Annotated in this window: 15 protein-coding genes; 5 read left to right on the top strand and 10 right to left on the bottom strand. The window is 36.8% G+C overall.

The window, feature by feature from the left end:
• Nucleotides 1-11: 11 nt before the first annotated feature.
• Nucleotides 12-3143 carry a UvrD-helicase domain-containing protein gene (locus ACU1LP_RS15355; protein WP_445736716.1) on the bottom strand — a complete coding sequence of 1044 codons (3132 nt, stop codon included), beginning with the start codon at nucleotides 3141-3143 and terminating at the stop codon, nucleotides 12-14.
• A 128-nt stretch (nucleotides 3144-3271) separates the two neighbouring features.
• On the opposite strand from ACU1LP_RS15355, the gene ACU1LP_RS15350 reads away from it, so the two are divergent.
• The 3 genes from ACU1LP_RS15350 to ACU1LP_RS15340 all read left to right on the top strand — a co-directional run bounded on the left by ACU1LP_RS15350 (nucleotide 3272) and on the right by ACU1LP_RS15340 (nucleotide 6793).
• A complete protein-coding gene (locus ACU1LP_RS15350; protein WP_445735068.1) occupies nucleotides 3272-3880 on the top strand; it encodes a superoxide dismutase in 609 nt (202 codons plus the stop codon).
• 1400 nt (nucleotides 3881-5280) lie between these two features.
• Nucleotides 5281-5787, top strand: coding sequence for a DUF2480 family protein (locus tag ACU1LP_RS15345; protein ID WP_445734341.1), 507 nt, complete (start codon nucleotides 5281-5283; stop codon nucleotides 5785-5787).
• A gap of 79 nt (nucleotides 5788-5866) precedes the next feature.
• Nucleotides 5867-6793 carry a DUF3078 domain-containing protein gene (locus ACU1LP_RS15340; RefSeq protein ID WP_445734340.1) on the top strand — a complete coding sequence of 309 codons (927 nt, stop codon included), beginning with the start codon at nucleotides 5867-5869 and terminating at the stop codon, nucleotides 6791-6793.
• A 92-nt stretch (nucleotides 6794-6885) separates the two neighbouring features.
• Here ACU1LP_RS15340 and ACU1LP_RS15335 read toward each other — a convergent pair whose 3' ends face one another.
• Together ACU1LP_RS15335 and hflX are read right to left on the bottom strand one after the other, a co-directional pair.
• Nucleotides 6886-9120: a penicillin-binding protein 1A gene (locus ACU1LP_RS15335; RefSeq protein ID WP_445736715.1), complete on the bottom strand. Its 2235-nt coding sequence runs from the start codon at nucleotides 9118-9120 to the stop codon at nucleotides 6886-6888.
• A 32-nt stretch (nucleotides 9121-9152) separates the two neighbouring features.
• Nucleotides 9153-10367, bottom strand: a complete 1215-nt coding sequence (gene hflX / locus ACU1LP_RS15330) for a GTPase HflX (protein WP_445734338.1) — start codon at nucleotides 10365-10367, stop codon at nucleotides 9153-9155.
• 74 nt (nucleotides 10368-10441) lie between these two features.
• Between hflX and ACU1LP_RS15325 the strand changes: the two genes are divergently transcribed.
• On the top strand, nucleotides 10442-11410 hold the full coding sequence (locus tag ACU1LP_RS15325; protein WP_445734337.1) for an endonuclease/exonuclease/phosphatase family protein: 969 nt from the start codon (nucleotides 10442-10444) through the stop codon (nucleotides 11408-11410).
• Between the two features lie 955 nt (nucleotides 11411-12365).
• On the opposite strand, the gene ACU1LP_RS15320 is transcribed toward ACU1LP_RS15325, so the two are convergent.
• The gene (locus ACU1LP_RS15320) at nucleotides 12366-13325 is read right to left on the bottom strand and encodes an OmpA family protein (protein ID WP_445732696.1); all 960 of its coding nucleotides are present in this window, start codon (nucleotides 13323-13325) and stop codon (nucleotides 12366-12368) included.
• 141 nt (nucleotides 13326-13466) lie between these two features.
• Nucleotides 13467-14231 (bottom strand): exodeoxyribonuclease III, encoded by a 765-nt coding sequence (locus ACU1LP_RS15315; RefSeq protein ID WP_445736714.1) that lies wholly within the window; start codon nucleotides 14229-14231, stop codon nucleotides 13467-13469.
• A gap of 235 nt (nucleotides 14232-14466) precedes the next feature.
• Here ACU1LP_RS15315 and ACU1LP_RS15310 point away from each other — a divergent pair, with 235 nt between their 5' ends.
• Nucleotides 14467-17907: a hypothetical protein gene (locus ACU1LP_RS15310; protein WP_445736713.1), complete on the top strand. Its 3441-nt coding sequence runs from the start codon at nucleotides 14467-14469 to the stop codon at nucleotides 17905-17907.
• A 374-nt stretch (nucleotides 17908-18281) separates the two neighbouring features.
• Here the strand turns inward: ACU1LP_RS15310 and ACU1LP_RS15305 are convergent, their stop codons facing one another.
• The 5 genes from ACU1LP_RS15305 to ACU1LP_RS15285 all read right to left on the bottom strand — a co-directional run bounded on the left by ACU1LP_RS15305 (nucleotide 18282) and on the right by ACU1LP_RS15285 (nucleotide 23280).
• Nucleotides 18282-19205 carry a M28 family peptidase gene (locus ACU1LP_RS15305; protein WP_445734511.1) on the bottom strand — a complete coding sequence of 308 codons (924 nt, stop codon included), beginning with the start codon at nucleotides 19203-19205 and terminating at the stop codon, nucleotides 18282-18284.
• Nucleotides 19206-19297: 92 nt separating this feature from the next.
• Nucleotides 19298-20530 carry an ATP-dependent Clp protease ATP-binding subunit ClpX gene (clpX, locus tag ACU1LP_RS15300; RefSeq protein WP_445734510.1) on the bottom strand — a complete coding sequence of 411 codons (1233 nt, stop codon included), beginning with the start codon at nucleotides 20528-20530 and terminating at the stop codon, nucleotides 19298-19300.
• Between the two features lie 74 nt (nucleotides 20531-20604).
• Nucleotides 20605-21279 (bottom strand): ATP-dependent Clp endopeptidase proteolytic subunit ClpP, encoded by a 675-nt coding sequence (gene clpP, locus ACU1LP_RS15295; protein WP_445734509.1) that lies wholly within the window; start codon nucleotides 21277-21279, stop codon nucleotides 20605-20607.
• Between the two features lie 180 nt (nucleotides 21280-21459).
• Nucleotides 21460-22788 (bottom strand): trigger factor, encoded by a 1329-nt coding sequence (tig, locus tag ACU1LP_RS15290; RefSeq protein WP_445736712.1) that lies wholly within the window; start codon nucleotides 22786-22788, stop codon nucleotides 21460-21462.
• A gap of 138 nt (nucleotides 22789-22926) precedes the next feature.
• Complete coding sequence (locus tag ACU1LP_RS15285) at nucleotides 22927-23280, bottom strand: phage holin family protein (RefSeq protein WP_445736711.1); 354 nt, start codon at nucleotides 23278-23280, stop codon at nucleotides 22927-22929.
• Between the last annotated feature and the right edge of the window lie 137 nt (nucleotides 23281-23417).

Genomic DNA, 23417 nt, shown 5'->3' with positions numbered 1-23417 from the left:
TTTTAGCAAAGTTATACTTCTTTTACTGAAATATCATCATTTATATACACAAGAATCTTCGTTTTAACAGTTATGCCCATGTCCTGCAAAATATCTTGGTACAAATGTAACTGTTGTGCATGTTTTTTATCTTCAAAGCCCGTTTTATAATCAATTATAACGGCTTCATTCCTATTATTTACAATGACGCGATCGGGTCTTAAAATGATACCTTCTTTAGTAATAATATCACGTTCATTATATATAGTATCATCTGAATTGTAAAAAGTTTCGAGTTTTGGATGATTGACCAATTGAAAAACAAGTTGCTTTAAGGTTTCTGCTTGCTCTATATTAATGGTAGCATCGTTTATAAAATCATCCATTACAAAATCAATATCATCCTTAGTGATGATTTTAGACATGATCGTATGGATAAGGTTCCCTTTTTCGATGGCTTCTTTTTGTGTGGTATCCCATAGAAAACCGGATTTGGTCACTACTTTTATATTGTGGGTTTCTTTAGATGTGGATATAAATTCTAGTTGGATGGTGTTTTCTGTTGAAGCTGTTTTCTGTACACTTACTTTTTTTTCATCACCAAAATTATAAACATTTTGCGAATCGTTCCAAACGCCAATATGTTGCAGATAATTGATAAACAACCCAGAATATTTTTTACTGGTAAAATCTCCTTTTGAAGCAGTTTCGTGGGTAGAAATAATGTATAACTGTTCAATAGCTCTTGTTAAGGTTACGTAAAGCAGGTTCATATTATCAAGTTCTTGCTCTGATTTGTGGTTATTGAAAATTTTCAATCCACGCTCACCAAAATTTTCAAAGTCTTTATTAAAATTCAATAATGTATTTGAAAAGCCATTATACTTGTCTTTTTCTAGCTCAAACCACTCTTTAGGTTCTAACTCTCTATATATATCCAAATCGGCATAAGGAAAAATAACCACGGGAAATTCCAACCCTTTTGATTTGTGAATGGTCATGATCTGTACCGCGTTCTGCCCTTTGGGCGACACGATACTTAAACTCTCTTTTTTGGTGTCGAAATAATCTAAAAACCCAGAAATATCAGACCCTTTTTTTTGTGAAAAATCCAAAACAACATCCAAATAAAATTGTACGTAAGCGTTGGATGTTTTTACCAGATTAAAACTTCTCACAATGGTTTCGGCCAAATCGAATAAGGGAAGTTGCAACAACTTATTGCTATCAATATAAACATTGAAAGTTTCAAAACTTTTAAATAACTGCGATAATTTTAGGTTTAAATGATTGCAGAAAAAGTCGTGTTTATTTTCAATATCAAACAAAGTCGTTAAATAATTTAAAACCGCAATTTTAATTTCATTGTTTTTTGGCTGGATCAAAAGCGCCATCAACTCATTTATAAAAACAACTTCGGGCGCATTGTTTATCAATAAGGTTTCAGAAGACATAATGGGGATTTTATGCTGGCTCAAATAATTTGCAATGGCTACACCTTCTTTTTTCTTTCTAACCAAAACACAAATATCCTCTAGGTTATAACCGTTTTCTTGACATTTATGGATGGTTGTTAAAACATTTTCAGAGAACACGGCGTCTCTATCATCTTCTTTATCAATATCCAAAAACGACAATTCCACATAACCCGCTTCTTCCAGAAAGCTATTTTGATGTGCGTTTTCATACAGATTTTGATAATCTTTTTTAGTAAAAACCAAACTTGACAAATACTTAAAAAAAGCATTGTTAAATGCCACTATTTCCTGAAAACTTCTGTAATTGGTTGGAAGGTTTTCAACCTTTTTTTTTGCGAAAAACGGATTTTCATTATTAAATAAGCCAATAAACTGTTCTGCTTTCCCTCCGCGCCAACGGTAAATAGCTTGTTTGGCATCGCCCACAATCATCGTGCTTCCGGTTTCTGCGGCAAGGGCATTATCCAACAGCGGTATTAAATTTTCCCATTGCAATACCGAGGTATCCTGGAATTCATCAATAAAATAATGCTTGAATTTTTCGCCAATGCGCTCGTAAATAAAAGGGGTGGGTTGGTTTTTTATTTCGTTGCTTATAATGCTGTTGAATTCTGAAATGAGCATTTTGTTTTGGTCTTCTTTCAGTATTTTCAGTTCATTGTTGATGGCGTTCAAAACCGATAGCGGCGTTACATTTTTATAAAAAGCCTTTAAAAATTTATAATGGAAAACGGCTTTTTTGGTTTCGTAATAAGCGGTTGCTATTTGGGGTTGAATTTGTTCGATAATGGAGGCAATGTCGTTCGAAACCCGCTTAGGGTAAAGCGTTTTGCTTTCAATATCCTGTTGCCAACCTGCTTCAAAATTGACGTCGAATTGAGTGTTCGATAAATTGATAAAATGCTTTGGCATATAGCTGCCCGAAAAATCGTTATGCTCCAATCCTGCTTCTTCAATGAAGGTCAAAACATGTTTAGATTGTTCAACAATAGAAGTTTCTACTAAAATAATTTCTTTTTTTAATTGCGCTTTAAGCACCTTGAAATCCTCTAAGGTTTTATCTTTTAAAGTGTTTATATAAGGAATATCATTTTCATTTACCAACAGTTTGGCAATCTTATTAAAATCAAAAGACACATCCCAACTTTTATCGTCATCGGCTTTTTCAATGGCAAAGTCCACTAAAATTTTTGTCAAGGCTGCATCGGTACCTGCTTTAGAAATTAAACTGTCCACCGCTTCATTCAATAAGGCTTCCTGGTCCAATTCCACTTCAAAATTCAATGGCAATTTTAAATCGTATGCAAAAGTCCGAATCAATTTATGCGTAAACCCATCGATGGTACTGATATCAAACGCGGCATAGTTGTGCAATATGGTGTTCAGTAATTTGTCGGATTTAACATGAAGCACAAAAGGTTCCATTTGCAAATCTTCACAAATCGACTTAAACATAGTGTTGGGCGTTTCTAAAATGTCTTTATCTGAAAACTGTTTTAAGGTATCAATAATGCGGTCTTTCATTTCGGCAACCGCTTTATTGGTAAAGGTAAGGGCCAAAATGCGCTTAAATTGTTGTGGATTATTCGATTGGAATAAAATTTTTAAATACTCTTTTACCAGCGTAAACGTTTTGCCACTACCTGCCGAAGCGTTATAAACTGTGAAGGGTTGGGATTGTTGCATAAACTCAAATTTTGCATACAATATAAAAACTATTGATGATTGGATAGCTATTTATTATTTTTAATTGATGCCTTTTATCCGTAAATTTGGAAAAGATAATAATATTAATAGAAAAAAAATAGAAAATTATGGCTTTCGAATTACCAAAATTAGGATATGCGTATGATGCTTTAGAGCCTCATATCGATGCACGAACTATGGAGATACACCATACAAAACACCATCAAGGGTATACAAACAATTTAAATGCTGCCATTGAAGGAACCGATTTAGAAGGAAAAACCATTGAAAACATTCTTGGGAATCTTGATATGAGCAATAATGCCGTTAGAAATAATGGTGGTGGGTTTTACAATCACTCATTATTTTGGGAGATTATGAAACCAGAAGGAAAAGGGCAACCCTCTGGCGAATTAAAAGACGCCATCATAGCTGCCTTTGGATCTGTAGATGTGTTTAAAGATGCCTTCAGTAAAGCTGCTGCAACACGTTTCGGTTCTGGTTGGGCATGGTTGTGTGCACATAAAGGAGGAAAAGTTGAAGTTTGTTCTACGCCGAACCAAGACAATCCACTCATGCCAAGTGTAGGATGTGGAGGCACACCCATTCTTGGATTGGATGTTTGGGAACACGCTTATTATTTAAACTACCAAAACCGTCGTCCAGATTACATTACTGCATTTTTTAATGTGATCAACTGGTCCGAAGTTGAGAAGCGTTACGCCCAGGCGAAATAAAAGTTTTAACGTATTAAACATTAAAGCAAGCCCATAATTGGGTTTGCTTTTTTTTATGGCGTTACCGCAGCATTCGTCTCCGCTCAGGCAAGCGGTCGGGCTTTTCGCTAAATCTTTTTGGCTTTGCCTTTCCTGCCAAGGCAGGAATACACAATTGAAACTTACGGAATTTAATACCCAACAGCCTGAACCATCATTTAAAAACCCTATTGAGCTTCTTTGTAAATAATCGAACCTTGAAAGGGATTTAGGCCATATTAAGTATCCTGCTGATATATTTTTAGGACTTTTGAACAATATATAGATCATTTCCAGCAATTTTCTTTGGACAGCTACCAAAGCTTCAGGGCAAGCGCCTTTAAAAAATGTTCTTATATAACTCATGCGAATCAAGTGTTGAAAAGTAAAACCCATTACGATTTATAAGACAATATTGGGGGCGTTAGCCCTAAAATGGTCGCAGATACAAACGTTAATTAAATAAAAAAGGGCGTAGTCCTGTTATCTTCACAAAATAACACGATAATGAACAAAAAAGATATAGCCCTGAAATTTAATAAACATGGCAAACACGTACACAATTATTTTATCAAAGATGTCAGGGCTAAAGCCCCTAATCCATCATCATGGCCCATTTTGCTACTACTAAGACTACAGGGCTAACGCCCCTAAGTTAAGCGCGCACTCCAATTTTCACTCGGTTGAATAGTTACAATATTTTAAACCCTTGATTCGCATATCTCATGATAAACTCCTTTATGCAATGGTTTTTTGCTTTGTGACCCCCTTCCTTCCGGTAGCTACCGTGCAACCACATCTTTTTGGGGAATAGTTGTTTTGCCCGTAGGACATCAAGTATTGTAGAAACTGTTTATACCTTTACGTTTTACTCCGTAGGAGTTATACCCCGACATACGATTTTAAACGCCTGTTATGGAATATTGATTTTTTATCAATAAAAATACAGGACACACATAGTCATGAGGAAAACGTTAATGATTTTAATGTATATCCCCTACGGGGAACAGGTAGTCGGCAGATATGATATGACTACAATACCATAACCGCTACGCGGTATGCGTGTAAAAACACAAAAAAATTATTTTCAAACTTGTGGGTACACGGTAGCGGCAGGCAGTAAGGCACACAAAGTATTACAGGTCCCCATGGCCATAGGGACCACAAAGATTATTAAGTCCATAAAAACGTTTGCCCCCATGGGCTATTTGATATCGGGCCTACACTCCCATTCTTTTTCACTTTATGATCACAAACTTAAAGCTTTATGTTTTTTAAATTTATAACTTTGCAAACATGGGAGCTATCGGGATCAGTTGCAGTGATCAGTCGCAGTTGGCAGTACGGTAACTAAACAGCAAACCACTTAACAATTACATTTTTTGAAAGACGACATCATAAATCGCGTAGCGAACAGCAAATTAGTAACCGTTAACCTTGAGGATTATTATCCAAAAGGGCAACGTGTACTGTTTAACATTAAAGATTGGCTTTGGGAAGGTTTGGTGTTGCGTGAAAAGGATTTCAGAAACCAGATAGCAGCATTTAACTGGTCGCAATACCAAGATAACTATGTTGCATTGACTTGTAGCACAGATGCCATTATTCCCGGGTGGGCTTTCATGCTCATCAGCATTCATTTAGAGCCTTATGCAAAAAAGGTTGTTATTGGCAATCTGGAAACTTTAGAAACGTGCATTTATCAAGATGTTATTGGCAATCTTGACGTTTCGGAATATAAAGATACTCCAATCATCATCAAAGGGTGTTCAAAAAAACCAGTTCCTCAAAATGCTTACATTATGCTGGCAAATAAGTTAAAACCTATTGCCAAATCCATTATGTATGGCGAAGCATGTTCTTCAGTTCCATTATACAAAAGCAAGTGATTCTTACTAAAAAAATGTGACCTCTTTATCATGAAAGGGTCAAAAGCTTATATTTGCACAAATTTTAATAAAATTTAAAATGAAAAAAGCATTATTGGCCATAACCTTTTTTATCGGGATCATTTATGTACAAGCTCAAACTTTAGAAGAATTAAAAGAAACCTTAGCTGTTCAAAAAGATTCACTTAAAGCCGCTCAAGAACGTGTTAACACAACCCAAGGTAAAATTGATGCCTTCCCTGGATGGAAAAAAGGTGCTTTTGGAACCATAGGGGGCAGTTTTTCTAACTTTAGCAATTGGTACGCACAAAAATCGCCTAATAATAAAGCGGGAAGCATTGGGTTTACAGCAAATGCTTTTGCAAATCTTGATAAGGAAACCTTCTTTTGGAGAAATGCTGGAAATATCAATTTATCTTGGATTCGGTTTGATGATAAGGATAACCCAAACGATAACAGTAAATTTAGAGAAGCCACTGATGTTTTCAATGTCTCTTCTCTATACGGTCATAAATTAAGCGAAACCTTTGCGCTTTCTGGCTTAGGGGAATATAGAACGACCATTTTAAACAACTTTAATAACCCGGGATATTTAGATATGGGTGTTGGTGCCACTTGGACACCAATTGAAGATCTTGTTGTGGTGGTGCACCCTTTAAACTATAACTTAGTATTTAGCAAAACCGACGCTGTGTACAAATCATCTTACGGAACCAAAATACTTGTGGATTATACGCGACAAATTGATGCTGTAAGCTTTAAGACAAACTTATCTCTATTCCAAAGTTATAAAAGTTCCAATTTAAGTAACTGGACTTGGAACAACTCTTTTGGTTACACCCTTTGGAAAATGATCGGTGTTGGTTTTGATATTGGCTTGAGAAATAACAAACAAGAAGCACTTAGTTACGCATTGGCCCAAACACCTGCTGAAGCTACTTCTTTTGATGACTTAGATAATAAACTACAAACATACTGGGTACTTGGTTTAAGCTACAAGTTTTAAATTAAGAAATCCCTTTTAATAAAAAATGCGCTTCCTAAAAAACGGAGCGCATTTTTTATTGCTTTTCTATTTACTTTTCCCCTTTAAACTTTTTACTTTTCCCCTTTAAACTTTCTTGTTTTATGCTTCTTTGTAAATAGGCGTTTAAAAAACCCATCACGTTTGGTTTCTTCGCAGTTTAAATTGGAAACAACTTCATCTGAAGGCGTTTCAAAATGGCTTTTTGTAAGGTTGTTATATGTAGAATCTGAACTTAGCTTCTGGTAGAATTTAGCAAAAATAGGCAATGCAGAATTGGCGCCTTGTCCCATAAAGGTAGATTTAAACCCGATACTATGGTTATCATTCCCAACCCAAGTAACCGTTACCAAGTTGGGCGTTATACCTACAAACCAACCATCCTTATTATTTTGTGTAGTGCCAGTTTTTCCCGCAATATCGTTGGTTAAATTGTATGAAGATCTCAATCGGGCTGCCGTTCCCTCATTCACGGTCGATTTCATTATTTCAAGCATCACTTGTCTGGTGTAATCACTAAATGCTGGATCGGTTTTTTTAGGTTCAAAAGAGGCGATCACGTTTCCGTTTCTGTCCATTACTTTTGTAATGCAATATGGTTTTACAGGTTTACTTTTGTTTACATAACTGGCATAAGCACCTGTGAGTTCCTTTAAATTAATCTCTGTAACTCCCAAAGCTATGGAAGGCAATTTTGGTAATTCTTTTGTAATTCCCATTTTATTAGCCTGTTCCAAAACCTTATCAATGCCCACTTCGTTCAATACTTTCACGGCAATGGTGTTTACTGAATTGCTCAAAGCCATTTCAAGGTTATAGTTCAGGTGCGGATCCTCATCTTCGGCACCCGAGTTTGTAGGTGTCCAGTCATCATAATTGCTATAAGTAACTGCTCCCACCGAAAAATACGTGCATGGTTTCATACCATTTTCAATCGCTGCGGTATACACAAAAGGTTTAAACGTGGAACCTACCTGCCGTTCACTTTGGGAGACATGGTCGTACTTAAAAAAACGGTAATCAATCCCGCCAATGTACGTTCTTATGGCACCCGTTTTAGGTTCGATACTTAGCATGCCCGTGTTTAAAAATTTTAGATAATGCTGTAAACTATCCAAAACACTCACCTTCTTAATGGTATCGCCCTTCCATTCAAACAATTCCGTGTTGTGTTTTACTGAAAGTGAATCGTAAATTTGAGCATCCGTCAAACCTGCTTTTTTATAGGACAGATATTTTGGTAGTGCTTTAAGGGGTGCTTCAATAAGTTTTTCATTGGTTTGCCACGGCACTCGATTGCCATATGATATTTCAAAATCCTTTTGTAAAACTTCCAGGTGTTCTTTCATGGCGTCTTCTGCCAATTGTTGCATACCCATATCGAGCGTGGTATGCACTATAAGGCCATCACGATACAGATCATAAGCTTCGCCATTTGGTTTTTTAATGCTGTCCAATATAGCCGCCAATTCTTTTTTGACCTGTTCCCTAAAATAGGGCGCTATGCCCACATCGTGGTTAAACGATTTATAATCCAATCCCAAAGCCTGTTTAGTATAAAAATTTGCGGAATCTTGTGGCATGTTGCCATATTTTACCATTTGATTGAGTACCACATTCCGTCGCTGTAAGCTTCTTTCGGGGTACAATCGGGGGTTGTAATAATTGTTCGCTTTTAGTGTGCCCACCAAGGTTGCAGCTTCCGCTTTTGTAAGTTGCATGGCAGGTTTGTTGAAAAATTTACGTGCTGCACTTTCTACACCATACGTGTTATCAGGAAAAGGAACGGTATTCAAGTACATGGTAAGAATGTCTTCTTTGGAATAAATAGCCTCAATACGTTTCGCAATAATGGATTCCCGGAACTTATTTATCACCATGCTAAAGAACCGATACTCATTTCTACCATACAGATTCTTTGCCAATTGCAGGGTAATGGTGCTTCCACCTCCAGCGGATTTATCGCGCAAAAGAATACTTTTTACGAATACGCGCAACAGACTCACATTGTCGATACCGTCATGTTCAAAAAAACGAACATCTTCGGTTGCAATTAAAGCGTCTATCAGGTGTTTGGGAAAATCATTATAGTGTAAAGGCTGCCGATCGTAAATATAATATTTGCCTATTAATTGCCCGTCTTTATCTAAAACTTGGGTGGCTTCTTCTTGTTTGATGGAACTCAGTTCTTTACTGGTTGGCACTTTCCCAAAAAGACCTAAATAAATACTGATAAAAAGTGCTATAAAGAATAATAAAATGGAGGAAAAAACAATTAATCCCCACTTGACCCATTTCTTTTTAAGCATGCTTTTAATCCACTCCATATAATTAGCACTTCTTAATTAAGATCCTCATAATCTGGATATAGGAATTTATTATAAGGGAAACGGGTGATGTGAATCTCACGGACCTCATCATAAACACGTTTTTTGAAATCTTCTAAATTCTCTTTATTGAGTGCCGAAATAAACAGGGCATTATTTTTCCCCACTTTATTCATCCATGATCTTTTCCATTCTTCTAAAGAGTAATGAGCCGAAGATCTTTCGGTTTCCAAATCATCCGCATCCAAAGGTTCTGCTTTGTAAGCATCAATTTTATTGAACACCATGATAGTGGGCTTGTCCGAACTTTTAATTTCACCCAAAACTTTGTTTACAGACTCTATATGCTCTTCAAAATTTGGATGCGAAATATCTACTACATGCAACAGCAAATCGGCTTCCCGCACTTCATCCAAGGTGCTTTTAAAACTCTCAACCAATTGTGTGGGCAGCTTTCTGATAAACCCAACGGTGTCACTTAATAAAAAGGGCAGATTTTGAATGACCACTTTTCTAACGGTAGTATCCAACGTGGCGAACAACTTGTTTTCTGCAAACACCTCGCTTTTGCTGATAACGTTCATTAAGGTCGATTTCCCCACATTGGTATATCCCACCAAAGCAACACGTACCATGGCCCCCCGATTCCCACGTTGAACCGACATTTGCTTGTCAATAATTTTTAATTTTTCTTTAAGCAAGGATATTTTATCGCGCACAATACGCCTATCGGTTTCAATCTCGGTTTCCCCAGGACCACGCATGCCAATACCCCCTTTTTGACGCTCCAAATGCGTCCACATCCCTCTCAATCGTGGCAATAAATATTCGCATTGCGCCAATTCCACCTGGGTTCTGGCATAACTGGTTTGGGCACGTTGCGCAAAAATATCGAGTATCAAATTGGTCCGGTCCAGTACTTTGCAATTCAGGATTTTGCTGATGTTTCGTTCTTGCGCCGAAGATAATTCATCATCAAAAATAGCGGTTCCAATGTCATTTTCTTCAATGTATTGACGCACATCCTCAATTTTCCCGGTACCAATAAAGGTTTTAGGGTTTGGCATTTCCACTTTTTGGGTAAAGCGTTTTACAACTTCACCTCCTGCGGTAAATGTTAAAAATTCCAGCTCGTCCAAATACTCTTCAGATTTAACTTCATCCTGATCTTTAGTGATCACTCCTATTAAAACGGCTTTTTCTAGTGTTATATCTTTCTTTTCTAGCATAAAAAATTTTAATATACAAAGTTACATAATTGCATCCGTTTTAATTTTTATATTTTTAACCCTAATGATTAATTATGACTGAATATCCTGAAAATATTGAAGTGCGGCACGATTTACAAACCGTGGCATTTTACAATCTTGAAAATTTATTTGATATTGATGGTGGTTCGCAAACCAATAACAATGGTAATTTACCTACTTCGGTTAAAAAATGGACGCCAAAACGTTATGAAAACAAGCTCATAAAATTAGGTTTTGCCATTTCAAATATTGGGAAAAAAGAAACAGGAAAACATCCTGCTTTAGTAGGTTTGGCCGAAGTTGAAAATGCCAAAGCCATCGAAAATTTAATAGCTTCCAAGCATTTAAAAAACTGCAATTACCATTATTTGCACTATGAATCTTTGGATGAACGTGGAATTGATGTGGCGTTGTTGTACGATACCACTGCTTTTAAAGTCACGCATTCCGAAGCGTTTCAAATTGACTTAATCAACGAACATGGTCTGCCCGATAATACCCGTGATGCCCTGTTGGTTTCAGGATTGCTTGACGGGGAACAGATGCATATTATTGTAAACCATTGGTCGTCCAGACGTGACGGCAAAAAGGAAACTGAGCATAAACGTATGGTATCAGCAGATAAAGTTGGATATATTATTACATCATTAAGACAAGAAAATCCGGATGCCAAAATTATTGTTGTGGGCGACTTTAACGACGATCCCTCTAGCAACAGTATAAAACATTTGGTAGAAGGGCATGATTTGTTTAACCCTGTGGAGACTTTGCTGTCTTATAAAAGAGGCTCCACTGTTCACAACCGGGTTTGGAAGTTGTTCGACCAGATTTTAATTTCCACTAACTTTTTTAAAAATGCTGCCAACCGGTTTGAATATGAAACTGCCAATATTTTTGATGAAGATTTTTTAAAACTCTTAAACGGAAAATTTAAAGGCGCGCCTTTTAGAACCTATGTGGGACTGAAATATAAAGGAGGTTATAGCGACCATTTTCCGGTGTATGCTATTTTTAAGAAATGAGTTATTTATTACCTTGAGAGGATTATACGGGTAGTGGTCCATAAGGGAAATCCAGCTGAAAGAATATATTCGAAAAACGGTGCAAAAACACCCCTAAAGTCCCCTCAAGGGGACAATCTAAACCCAAAAACCTTAATTTAACGTGAATAATGGATAACCCTATTGAGCCGAAAATGTTCCTTCCCCAACCCTAAAGGGTGATACATTTTCTACATTTCAGGAATTTTTCCACTCTTTAGGGAGGGGAAAAATAAAAATTCAATCTTAATTTTCTTATCCGTTATTCACGTTAATATATAAAACCCTAAAACCCGCAACCAAGTAACAATAATAACAAGCATCAACAAAAGCCAACTGATCGTTTCGATAAACGAGCGAACAGATATGCCATCCCCATATCCCCTTGAGGATTAGCGAGAAGCAAAATGTATTTTGTTTTGAAGCTACCGAGCGAAGCTCATGGTTCTGGGCAGGTTTATTTGTGTTGTGTTTACCTTTTGTCTGCACTTATTTAGCTCACCTGCCTTTACGTTTTCCAGACATTCATGATTCATTAAGCCGCCGATAGAGCTCGTTTTGTAGCTGAAATTTAATTTGTTGCATTTTATTTTAGCGAACTTCTTACTTTTACAAAAAAGTAACTGTAGCTAGCGCTCGTTTGTAACGAGTGCCTATACAGTTATTAAATACGGAAACCACAGTAATTACTGTGGTTTTTGTGTTTTTGGGTATGAGCAGAAAGTATAAATCTCATAATAAGCAAGACTTGTATTTTGTAAGTTTTACTACGGTTTATTGGTTGACGGCACTCGTTACAAACGAGCGCTAGCGGGGAAAATCCAAGCAACTCTATTTGGTCATACACTTCTTCAATATGGTAATTTAAGGTCTGACTGCTGCATTCGGGATTAAAACCACATCCTGATTGCTATCAGGATATGGTAATTCCTATATATTAATTCTCTTTCAACAACCTTGAAAGCTCGTCTAGCTTTGGTGTTAAAATCACTTCAATACGTCTGTTTTTAGCTCTTCCTTCTGGAGTGTCGTTGGTTGCGATGGGTGCAAATTCACCACGACCCGCTGCGGTTAAATTTTCGGCATTTATAGCTGCGTTTTCCCTTAAAATAGTAACGATTGCCGTAGCGCGTTTGGTTGACAAGTCCCAATTGCCAACAATTTGCCCGTTGCCTTGAAACGGCACATTATCGGTATGCCCTTCAATCAATACCGCAATATCGGGGTTTTTCGCTAAAACCGTTCCTAATTGTTGTACCGCTCTTCTCCCTTCGGTACCTACTGCCCAACTTCCTGAGCTGAACAACAATTTATTTTCCATAGAAACATATACTTTCCCATCACGCTGTTCAACGGTCAATCCTTTGCCTTCAAAATCGGTCAATGCTTTAGAAATGGCATCTTTTAAAGCCGTCATGGCGGCATCTTTGTCTGAAATCACTTTTTCTAATTCGGCTACACGGTTTGAACGGTCCTGTAATTCTTTTTTAAGTTTTTCCAAGCGTTGGTTTTCGTCTGCCAAAGCTTGTTCTTTAGCTTCTAATTGCGACAATAATTCCCTGTTTCTTTGTGAATTATTCGCAATGGAAGCTGAACTATTTTTTTCCAATGCATCGTAAGACGATTTTAGCGTTTCTAAATTGGATTTTGTAGCATCGTAATCACTTTGCAATCTATCGCGCTCTGAAACGGCTTCGGCATAAGCTGATTTAAGTTGTTTCAACTCGCTTTCGGCCGTATTTTTTGCGAACAAAAGATTTTCATTGTCATCTGAAAGTTTTCTGTTTGCCTGCTTTAAATTGGCGTATTTAGCTTCTAAATCCTTGTAGATTTTAGGAGATACGCAATTTGTTAAAACAATGGAGGTAATGGCTAAGATTAAAATGTTTTTTTTCATTTTTTTTGATTTTCGTTTTATTTATTTATGTTTCCGTTTTCAGTCGCAGTCTCAATCGCTGTAAAAAAGTTTAATTTCACAACAGTACTGCGACTGTTTTACTGCGACTGTAAACTATAAACTGCGACTGCCAACTGATTTTTAGTTTTCAATCTCCAATAAAATGGGACAATGGTCGCTATGCACAGCATCCCGAAGTATAACGGCTCTTTTTATCTTTTCTTGTATAGCATTTGAAACCATCGCATAATCCAACCGCCAACCTTTGTTGTTTGCCCGTGAATTGGCACGGTAACTCCACCAAGTATAACTGTCTGGTTCTTTATTTAAATGTCTGAAGGAATCTGTAAACCCGCTATTTATAAACCCTCCAATCCACTTGCGTTCCGAAGGTAAAAACCCAGAAGTGGTGCTCAAACCTTTTGGGTTGTGGATATCAATTTCTTCATGGCAAATATTATAATCGCCACAAATAACCAGGTTGGGAATCTCTTTTCTTAAGTTATTTATATACTCTTGAAACAGATCCATGTATTCAAATTTATGGCTCAATCGAGCGTCATTGGTTCCCGAAGGCAAATACAAACTCATTACCGAAACACCATCAAAATCGGCTCTCAGGTTTCTTCCTTCAAAATCCATCGAGGCAATTCCGGTACCATATTCAACATGGTTTGGTTTTATTTTACTCAAAATTGCTACGCCGCTATAACCCTTTTTTTGTGCGCTGAACCAATAGTTGTAAGTGTAGCCTGCTTCAATAAAAAGATTCAAATCCAGTTGTTCTTTCATGGCTTTAATTTCTTGCAGACATATCACGTCCGGATTGGCACCTTTTAACCAATCTATAAAACCTTTGTTAAGTGCCGCTCGAATACCGTTTACGTTGTATGAGATTATTTTCATTTCCTCTCCCTGACCCTCTCCAAAGGAGCGGGAATTTTCTAAATAAATTAATAAATGTTTGAAGTAATTTTTGTCTCAGACCTGTCAGGTTTTAAAAACCTGACAGGTCTTTACCATAAAAAAACTCAAATTTCAGCTAAAATAAATAATGCGTTACTTTTACACTACTATTTTAAGCACATTTAACAAAAACCACTAACAAAATATTTTAAACTATTTGTAGTTTAAGTATCAGATGAAGTTTACAACCTGTCTTATTCTCTTTTTTATTGGGTTTTGTGGTTTTTCGCAAAATCCAGTTTCCAATTATAGAACTAAAAAAGTTGCTGTAAACGATTCCATTGTTATTGACAGTGTTAGTATCAATTCCAATCATTTTTCAATTAAAACAAAAGCCAATACCGTTATCGATACTTCTTTTTATACGGTTGATTTTGGAAAAGCCATTTTGATATTCATCAAACCCATTGAAACCGATTCCATCATCATCAACTATTTGAAATTTCCTGGGTTTTTAACGAAGACCTATAAACAGTTGGATGATACCATTATTGTTGAAAATACCGATAATCTCCAAAAACTGTATCAACTTTCCCAACCCAACGACACAAAAGATTTTATTCCTTTTGATGGCTTAACAACCTCGGGTAGTATTTCGCGTGGGGTTACTGTGGGCAATAATCAAAACTCCGTTTTAAATAGTGAATTGGACCTTCAGATTTCGGGAAAACTGAGCGAAAAAGTGTCGTTGCGCGCCTCCATTCAAGATGCCAATATTCCGTTGCAGGAAAGTGGTTATAGCCAGCGATTGGATGAATTCGACCAAGTTTTTATTGAACTCTATAGCAACCGGTGGAACATTCGCGCAGGCGATATCGATTTGCAGAACACCCATTCCTATTTTGCCAATTTCTCAAAACGTGTTCAGGGTTTATCCATAAACGCAAAACTGGGCCATGAAGATGCCCAAACCCAAGTATTTGCTGCTGGCGCTTTGGTACGTGGGCAATTTACACGAAGCCAGTTTAATGCTCAGGAAGGCAACCAAGGGCCTTACAAACTGCAAGGGCAAAATGGCAAATTGTTTGTGCTTATCGTTTCGGGAAGTGAAACCGTTTATGTTAATGGTGTTACTGCACAACGTGGCGAGGACAAAGATTATATCATCGATTATAACGCTGGGGAAATTATTTTCAACTCCACGTTCCCTATCACTTCCGAAATGCGCATTACGGTCGATTATCAATTCAGCGAACGCAATTATTCGCGTTTGGTGGCTTATGGTGGCAGTAGATTTGAAAGTAAAAAATTGAATCTGGGCGTTTCGGTGTATTCTGAAAATGATGCTAAAAATCAACCCTTGCAACAAAATTTATCAGAATCACAGGTGCAAATACTTTCAAATGCTGGCGATGACAGAACGCAAATGGTTGCCCCTTCCGAAGTTGAAGAAAGCTTAAACGAGAACCGGATTTTATACAAAAAAGAACTTATTGGCGCGGTTGAGGCTTTTGTGTTTTCCAACAATCCAGATGATACCTTGTACCGCGTTACCTTCACGCGAGTTGGGGCTAACCAAGGAAGTTATGATATTAAAACTGAACTTAACGGCGAAATAATTAATGCTGTTAATACTATTTTTGAATACAAAGGAGTTATGCAAGGAGAATTTGAACCAACGGTTCAACTTATTGCGCCAACAAAGCTTCAAATAGCAGCGATTAATGGAAGTTACACCCCAACCAAAAAAACTGATGTAGGGTTTGAAATAGCTGCCAGTAAAAACGATTTGAATTTGTTTTCAAATTTAGACGATGCCAATAACAACGGGGTTGCCGGTAAATTTAAGATTTCCCAAAGCCTTATCAAAAATGATAGTTTATGGAGTTTGAAGGTTTTTGTGGATGCTGATTATATTCAGAAAAACTTTAAAACCATCGAACGTTTGTATAATGCGGAGTTTAATAGGGATTGGAATTTAGATGGCGCCACCCCCACTACTCCAACTATTATTTTTGGCAATCAAACCTTGCTTGCTTCTGGGTTTCAATTGAATCATCCTGAAAAGGGAAACGCTACCTATCAATTTGAATATTTGGGCTATTCTAAAAATTTTAGTGGGAACAGGCATATTTTCAATACGTTTTTATTGTTGAATAAATTTAGGATCGCATCGTATTCCAGTTTTTTAAATGCCACTTCAAACATCCATAGCTCAACGTTTTTAAGGTCGTACAACCGCATTGAATATAGCATGGAAAAAAGTTGGTTGGGAACCAAATTGGCTATTGAGGACAATGGACAAAAAGAAATTTCAACCCAAGCATTAACGCCTTTAAGCCAGAAATTCAAATCGTACGAAGTGTTTTTTGGCGTTGGCGACAGCACTGGTATTTTCACTGAAATTGGGTATAAAAACAGGGTAAACGACAGTATCAGGAACAATCAATTGCAAAAAGTAAATACTTCTAATACGCTTTATTTAGATACGCGGCCCATTCAAAATACCAACACCAATTTATCATTGTATGCCAATTACAGAACTTTAAAAAGTGTGGATGAAACGATTGATGATGAGCAATCCATCAACTCCCGACTGCAGTTCAACCAAAAGCTTTTTAAGCAATTGGTGCAATGGAATACCTTATTTGAAACCAATTCGGGCACCTTGCCCCAACAAGATTTTACCTATGTTGAAGTAGAACCCGGACGGGGCACTTACACTTGGATTGATTACAACGGAAATGGCATTCAGGAATTGGAGGAGTTTGAAATTGCCCAATTTCAAGACCAGGGCAAATACATTCGGGTGTTATTGCCCAATAGAGTGTTTATAAGAACACATCAAAACAGGCTGAGTCAAACGCTAACTGTCAATCCATCGCAATGGTCGGTTTCCGAAAATAAATCCCAAAAATTCTGGTCGCACTTTTACAATCAAACCAGTTATTTGGTAGATAGAAAATTAAAACGCAATGGCAATGGTTTTAACTTAAATCCTTTTGAAAGCGGTACGGAAAACCAATTGGGACTGCAATTGAACTTGCGGAACGTGTTATTTTTCAACCGGGGAAAACAGCATTACACCACCTCTTACACCTACCTTTCAAACAGGACCCGAAATATTTTATCCATTGGATTTATTGAAAGCGGATTGAAAAGCCACCAGATTTATTTCAACCATAAAATTGCTGAAAATTGGTTGATTACACTACAATCTGATTTTAAAAACACAGAAAGTTTAAGTGAAAATTTTGCCAGCAGGAATTATAATTTTGATGAAACCCAATTAAACCCAAAACTATCGTATTTGTTTAATGATAATTCGCGTTTCGACATCTTCTATCAGTTTGCAAGTAAAGAGAATACACTTGGCGGTCTAGAGACATTAAAACAACAAAAGTATGGCACGTCCTTTACGCTTACCAGCAATCAAAAAAATTCCATGATAGGGGAGTTTAATTTTTTCTCGAATAAATTCAATGGCAATGCGAACACCCCTGTATCCTACCAAATGCTGGAAGGCTTACAACCCGGTAAAAACTTTACTTGGAGTTTGTTGGCACAGAAAAAATTGACCACCTTTTTAGATTTAAACCTAAGTTACTTTGGCAGAAAGACCAAAACCAGCAAAACCATCCATACGGGAACGGTACAATTGAAAGCTTATTTTTAAAAATAGGCATAATACTAGAAACTACATGGGAATCACACCCCTATAATCCCCTCAAGGGGATAACCAACCTCAAACAAATAACGTAAATACTTTGTGTCCAATTCAATAATTTAATTGTGTTGAACTTACTTTATTTTAAACCTACAAGGTTTTTAAAACCTTGCAGGTGGGGTGTCAAATTTGAAGTATCTAAAATTATGTTCTCTTTTTTTATCTTCTATAATGAATTTAAAAATGACCCTAAAGTCTTTATTTTACTAACTTTTTAGGTTTTAAACACCGAAAAAGTTTAAAAAACAGACCGAACGATTTTTTATGAATACACACAAATTTGGCACCCCATCTTGCAGGACTTAAATGTTGAAAGCTAATTTTCAAAGCTGCAACACATCAATTTTTTCAAAAACAGCCATGATAACCTTTACGGCTTCAATGTAAAAACCAGGTTGGATATTTTCGTAATCATCGGTGGGTTCATGATAATCTTTATGGTCTTCAACCCCAAAATACAAAAACGGAATGCCTTTTTTATGAAAAGAAGCATGGTCTGAAGCATCGGTCCAGTTGTCTTTCCAATTGCCTTCATCATGCCCTGTTAATAGGTTTATAGTATTGGAATACTTATGAGAGGTGATTATATCTTTTAAAGATTTATTAAAAACAGTTCCCACAGCAAACAATTCATTTTTATCACTTCTGCTGATCATGTCCATGTTTAGATTGACCATTATTTGTTTTAGGGGAATGATGGAATTATTCGCAAAATATTTAGACCCTTGCAACCCTAATTCCTCTGCATCAAAAGCTGCCAAAATAACAGAATGTTTGGGTGGGTTGTTTTTAAAATATTCAGCAAAACTGAATAGGGCGCTAACACCAGAGGCATCATCATCGGCACCGTTGTAAACCACACCATTTTTGATGCCTTCATGGTCGTAATGTGCGCTGATAACCATATATTTTTCAGGATACAACGTGCCTTTTATTAACCCTAGTATATTTTTTCCTTCATAATGTTTTCTTCCTGAAGTGAATGAAAAGGATTGTTCAAAATCTTTACCCAATGGCAAAACATGGCTTGCAGTAAACTGATCCACGATATACTTTTCAGCTTTTATAGCGCCTTTGGTTCCTGTTCTTCTGCCTTCAAAAGCATCGGATGAGAGGGTTTTTATATGCTTAAGCAATACCGTTTCGTTAAATAACGATGCCTCTGGCCCATTACGGTTTGTTATTTGTGCATGACTTTGGATACTCAATAAAAACGTTAACACAGCCAAACAGATACTTTTGTCCATTTTATAAATTTTGTCGGTAAATCTAAATAAAAAACCCAAGCTTTTGCTCGGGATTTTTTATGAACTCATTTAAAGTTTTTCAATTGGCTCTTTTATGAAACTGCTTTTAGTTTCTTTAAAGTGGTTTTAACCAATTTGTCTTCCACATAGGTTTTGGTAACATGTAATTTTTTATCGGTGCCACTGGGCATTTCAAACATGGCGTCCGTTAAAACTTCTTCGCAAAGAGAGCGCAAACCCCTAGCACCTAATTTATACTCAATGGCTTTTTCCACAATATGATCTAAAGCCCCATCGGTAATTGTAAAATCAATATGGTCCATAGAAAACAATTTTTGGTATTGTTTGATGATGGCGTTTTTAGGCTCGGTAAGAATGGCTCTTAATGTTTCGGCATCCAAAGGATCCATATAAGTAAGCACGGGCAAACGCCCTATTATTTCAGGAATCAATCCAAAATCCTTTAAATCTTTTGGTATGATGTATTGAAGCAAATTATTTTGGTCCACCACATTATCAGATAAAGACGCACTATAGCCTACGGCTTGCATGTTCAAGCGTTTTGAAATATGGCGCTCAATCCCATCAAAAGCACCACCGGCTATAAATAAAATATTTTCGGTGTTGACTTCAATAAATTTTTGGTCCGGATGTTTTCGTCCGCCTTTTGGTGGCACATTCACTACGGTGCCTTCCAAAAGTTTTAAAAGGGCTTGCTGAACGCCTTCACCGGAAACATCTCTAGTAATGGAGGGATTATCGCTTTTACGGGCAATTTTATCAATTTCGTCAATAAAAACAATGCCTTTTTCAGCTTTTTCCAAATTGTAATCGGCCGCTTGCAATAAACGCGTTAGGATACTTTCAACATCTTCACCCACATAACCAGCTTCTGTTAACACCGTGGCATCCACAATTGCCAAAGGCACGTTAAGCATCCTTGCTATGGTTTTTGCGACCAGGGTTTTTCCTGTTCCTGTTTGGCCGACCATGATGATATTGCTTTTTTGGATATCAATATCGTCTTTGGTCACCGGTTGCAGCAACCGTTTGTAGTGGTTATATACGGCAACCGCCATGACTTTTTTAGTCATATTTTGCCCTATAATGTATTCATCAAGAAATGCTTTGATTTGTTGAGGCTTACGTAGTTTTAACTCTGCCGATAAATCGTTGCTATCGCTTTGTTTTGATTCTTCTAGCACAATGCCGTGCGCTTGCTCTATACATCTATCACATATATGCGCATCCAATCCTGCTATCAATAAGTTCGTTTCTGGCTTTTTACGGCCACAAAACGAACATTCCAGTTCTTCTTTTGCCATTAATCCTTATCTATTTTCAGGAGGTGTTATTATAAATCCCTCTATAACAATTGTTTAAAATTACAAATTTTTATTTAATTACGTACTAAAATTTCATCAATCATACCATATTCCTTGGCCTTGTCGGCTTTCATCCAGTAATCCCTATCGCTATCCTCATAAACTTTCTGGTAATCTTGCCCAGTGTGCTTACTTATTATTTTATAAAGTTCTTCTTTTAAAATAAGTATTTCCCTAGCTGTGATCTCAATATCGCTAGCTTGTCCTTGCGCACCTCCCAACGGTTGGTGGATCATGACACGGGAATGTGTTAAACCACTACGTTTTCCTTTAGCCCCTGCACATAACAATACCGCGCCCATAGATGCCGCCATGCCTGTGCAAATAGTGGCTACGTCTGGTTTTATAAACTGCATGGTATCATAAATACCTAAGCCAGCATATACGCTCCCTCCAGGGGAATTGATATAGATTTGAATGTCTTTATTGGCATCGGTGCTTGCTAAAAACAAAAGTTGCGCCTGAATAATATTTGCCACTTGGTCGTTAATGGCAGTTCCCATAAAAATGATGCGGTCCATCATCAAACGGGAAAACACATCAAAAATAGCGATGTTCATCTGGCGCTCTTCAATAATATTGGGCGTTAGGCTTGTTGGGTACATGCTACTCATTATTTTATTGTAGTAGGTACTGCTTATTCCTTGGTCTTTTATCGCGAATTTTTCAAATTCTTTTGCGTAATCCATAATTAATTGTGTCTTGTTATTGTTTTGGGTTAAATCCTTAATTATCAATTGAGTGATTTTAAAATGAAGACTTAAAAACTGTTTTTAAGATTTGAAGCTAAACTTACTCAACAAATTAGGCACCATAATCGGTTAATCATAGCGCCTAAATATAATGAATTATTCTTTAAAGGCACACTATTATTTATGCCCATAAACTTCTTTAACAAAGGTTTCGTAACTTAATTCCTTTACTTTAAGATTTGCTTTTTCTTTGTAAAGAGCCAATAATTTCTGGCTGATCAATTGCTCAGAAATACGGCGCGCCTCATCTTGGTTTGATAAAATTCGGGCCGCAATATCGTCTAATTCCTTGTCAGAAGGATTCATTTGACCAAATTGGGCCATTTGGGTTTTTATCATCTCTCTGGAATGGTTTCTAATATCAGCCATGGTTACTTGAATGTTGTTATCGGTAATCAACTTACCTTCAATCAATTGGTAACGCAAACTTTTTTCAGATTTTTCATATTCTTCTTTAGCTTGGTCGCTATCCAATGGTTGTTCGCCTGCGGTTTGCATCCATTTTTTTAAAAACTCAGCAGGTAAATCAAACTTTGTGTTCTCAACCAAATACTCGGTAACATCATTTAAAAGTTTCTGTTCTGCTTGTTGTGCAAATTGTTTTTCAGCATCTTCCTTTATTTTATCCTTTAATTCCGTAACCGATTTTACAGCATCTTTACCAAATAGTTTATCGAACAACTCTTGGTCCAAATCGGCAAGCGCGCGTTTATTTATTTCTGAAATCGTGAAAGACACTTCAATATCCAAACCATGTATAGCATCATGTGCTAATTTTAAAGCATGCATCAATTCATGGTCATCATCATAAAGACCTTTTGTTTGCAGCGTGATCACATCACCAACTTTGGCATCAATGAATTGTTTTTCAGTCGCTTTTCCTTTAAATTTATCTAAAGTTAAAGTTACTTTATTTTCAATGTCATGTTCTTCGTTTTTAAAAACCCCTGTAATTTCACTGTCTTTTTCCACTACCGATTGGGAAATTAATTTCCCGTACTGCTTTTGGATACGCTCCACTTGCTCATTGACCATTTTATCATCGGCAACAATATAGTATTGTGTAATAGCGTCCTTCCCTTTTAAGGTCACTTCAAATTCTGGTGCCAACCCTAATTCAAATTCAAACGACAGCAGATCAGCTTCCCAATTAATGGCATCTTGGGGTTTTGGCAATGGCTGCCCTAATACGTCCAGTTTTTCTTCGGTAAGATATTTATTCAATGCGTCTTGCAGCAATTTGTTAACCTCATCAACCAGCACCGCTTTTCCGTATTGCTTTTTAACCATGCCCATGGGCACATGGCCTTTTCTAAAACCCGGTATATTTGCTGTTTTGCGGTAATCTGTCAAGATTTTTTCAACCTTATCGCTATAATCTTCTTTAGCAATATCTACTTTTACAACCGCATTTAATGCATCAACGTTTTCTCTTGTAATATTCATTTTAAATGATATGAAGCCTTTTATTAGGCATTTAACAACTACTGTTTTTTTTCAGGCCAAAATTGAATGGCCAAAATCGGGTTGCAAAAATATAACATTTTTACAACCCAACAAAGTTTTTAACAGCTTGATCGTAAGCTAATTTTTGCCTTCTTTTAAAAGCGAATGCAGGAAGGACTGGAGTATGGAAAGCAGGATACTGAACAGTATGGCGGTCCAGATACTGCTTACCGAAAAACCATCTATTAGCTTATCGGCCAGCAAAATAATCAATGCATTGATTATCAACAAGAATAGGCCTAAAGTAACAATGGTAACGGGCAATGTTAAAATAATTAAAATAGGTTTTACCAACACATTTAATATTCCTAGCACAATGGCCACAATAATGGCGTTTACAAAGGTGTCTCCCGATAAGGTGACGCCCGGTAAGATGTATGCTAATATAAATACTGCTAGGGCAGTTAAAAGAAGTTTAAGGATTAAATTCATGAGATTGTTTTAATTGAACTGGTTTATAAAATTGTTAATACAAGACAAAAATAATCTTATATCATAAAAATAACTATTAAAGTTGACCCCTCCGCCTATCGGCACCTCCCCTTGAAAAAAGGGGAGGAATTATTTAA

The organism is Mariniflexile sp., from assembly GCF_052728615.1.
The sequence above is the reverse complement of the archived record's forward strand: the minus strand, read 5'-3'. Positions and strand labels throughout refer to the sequence as shown.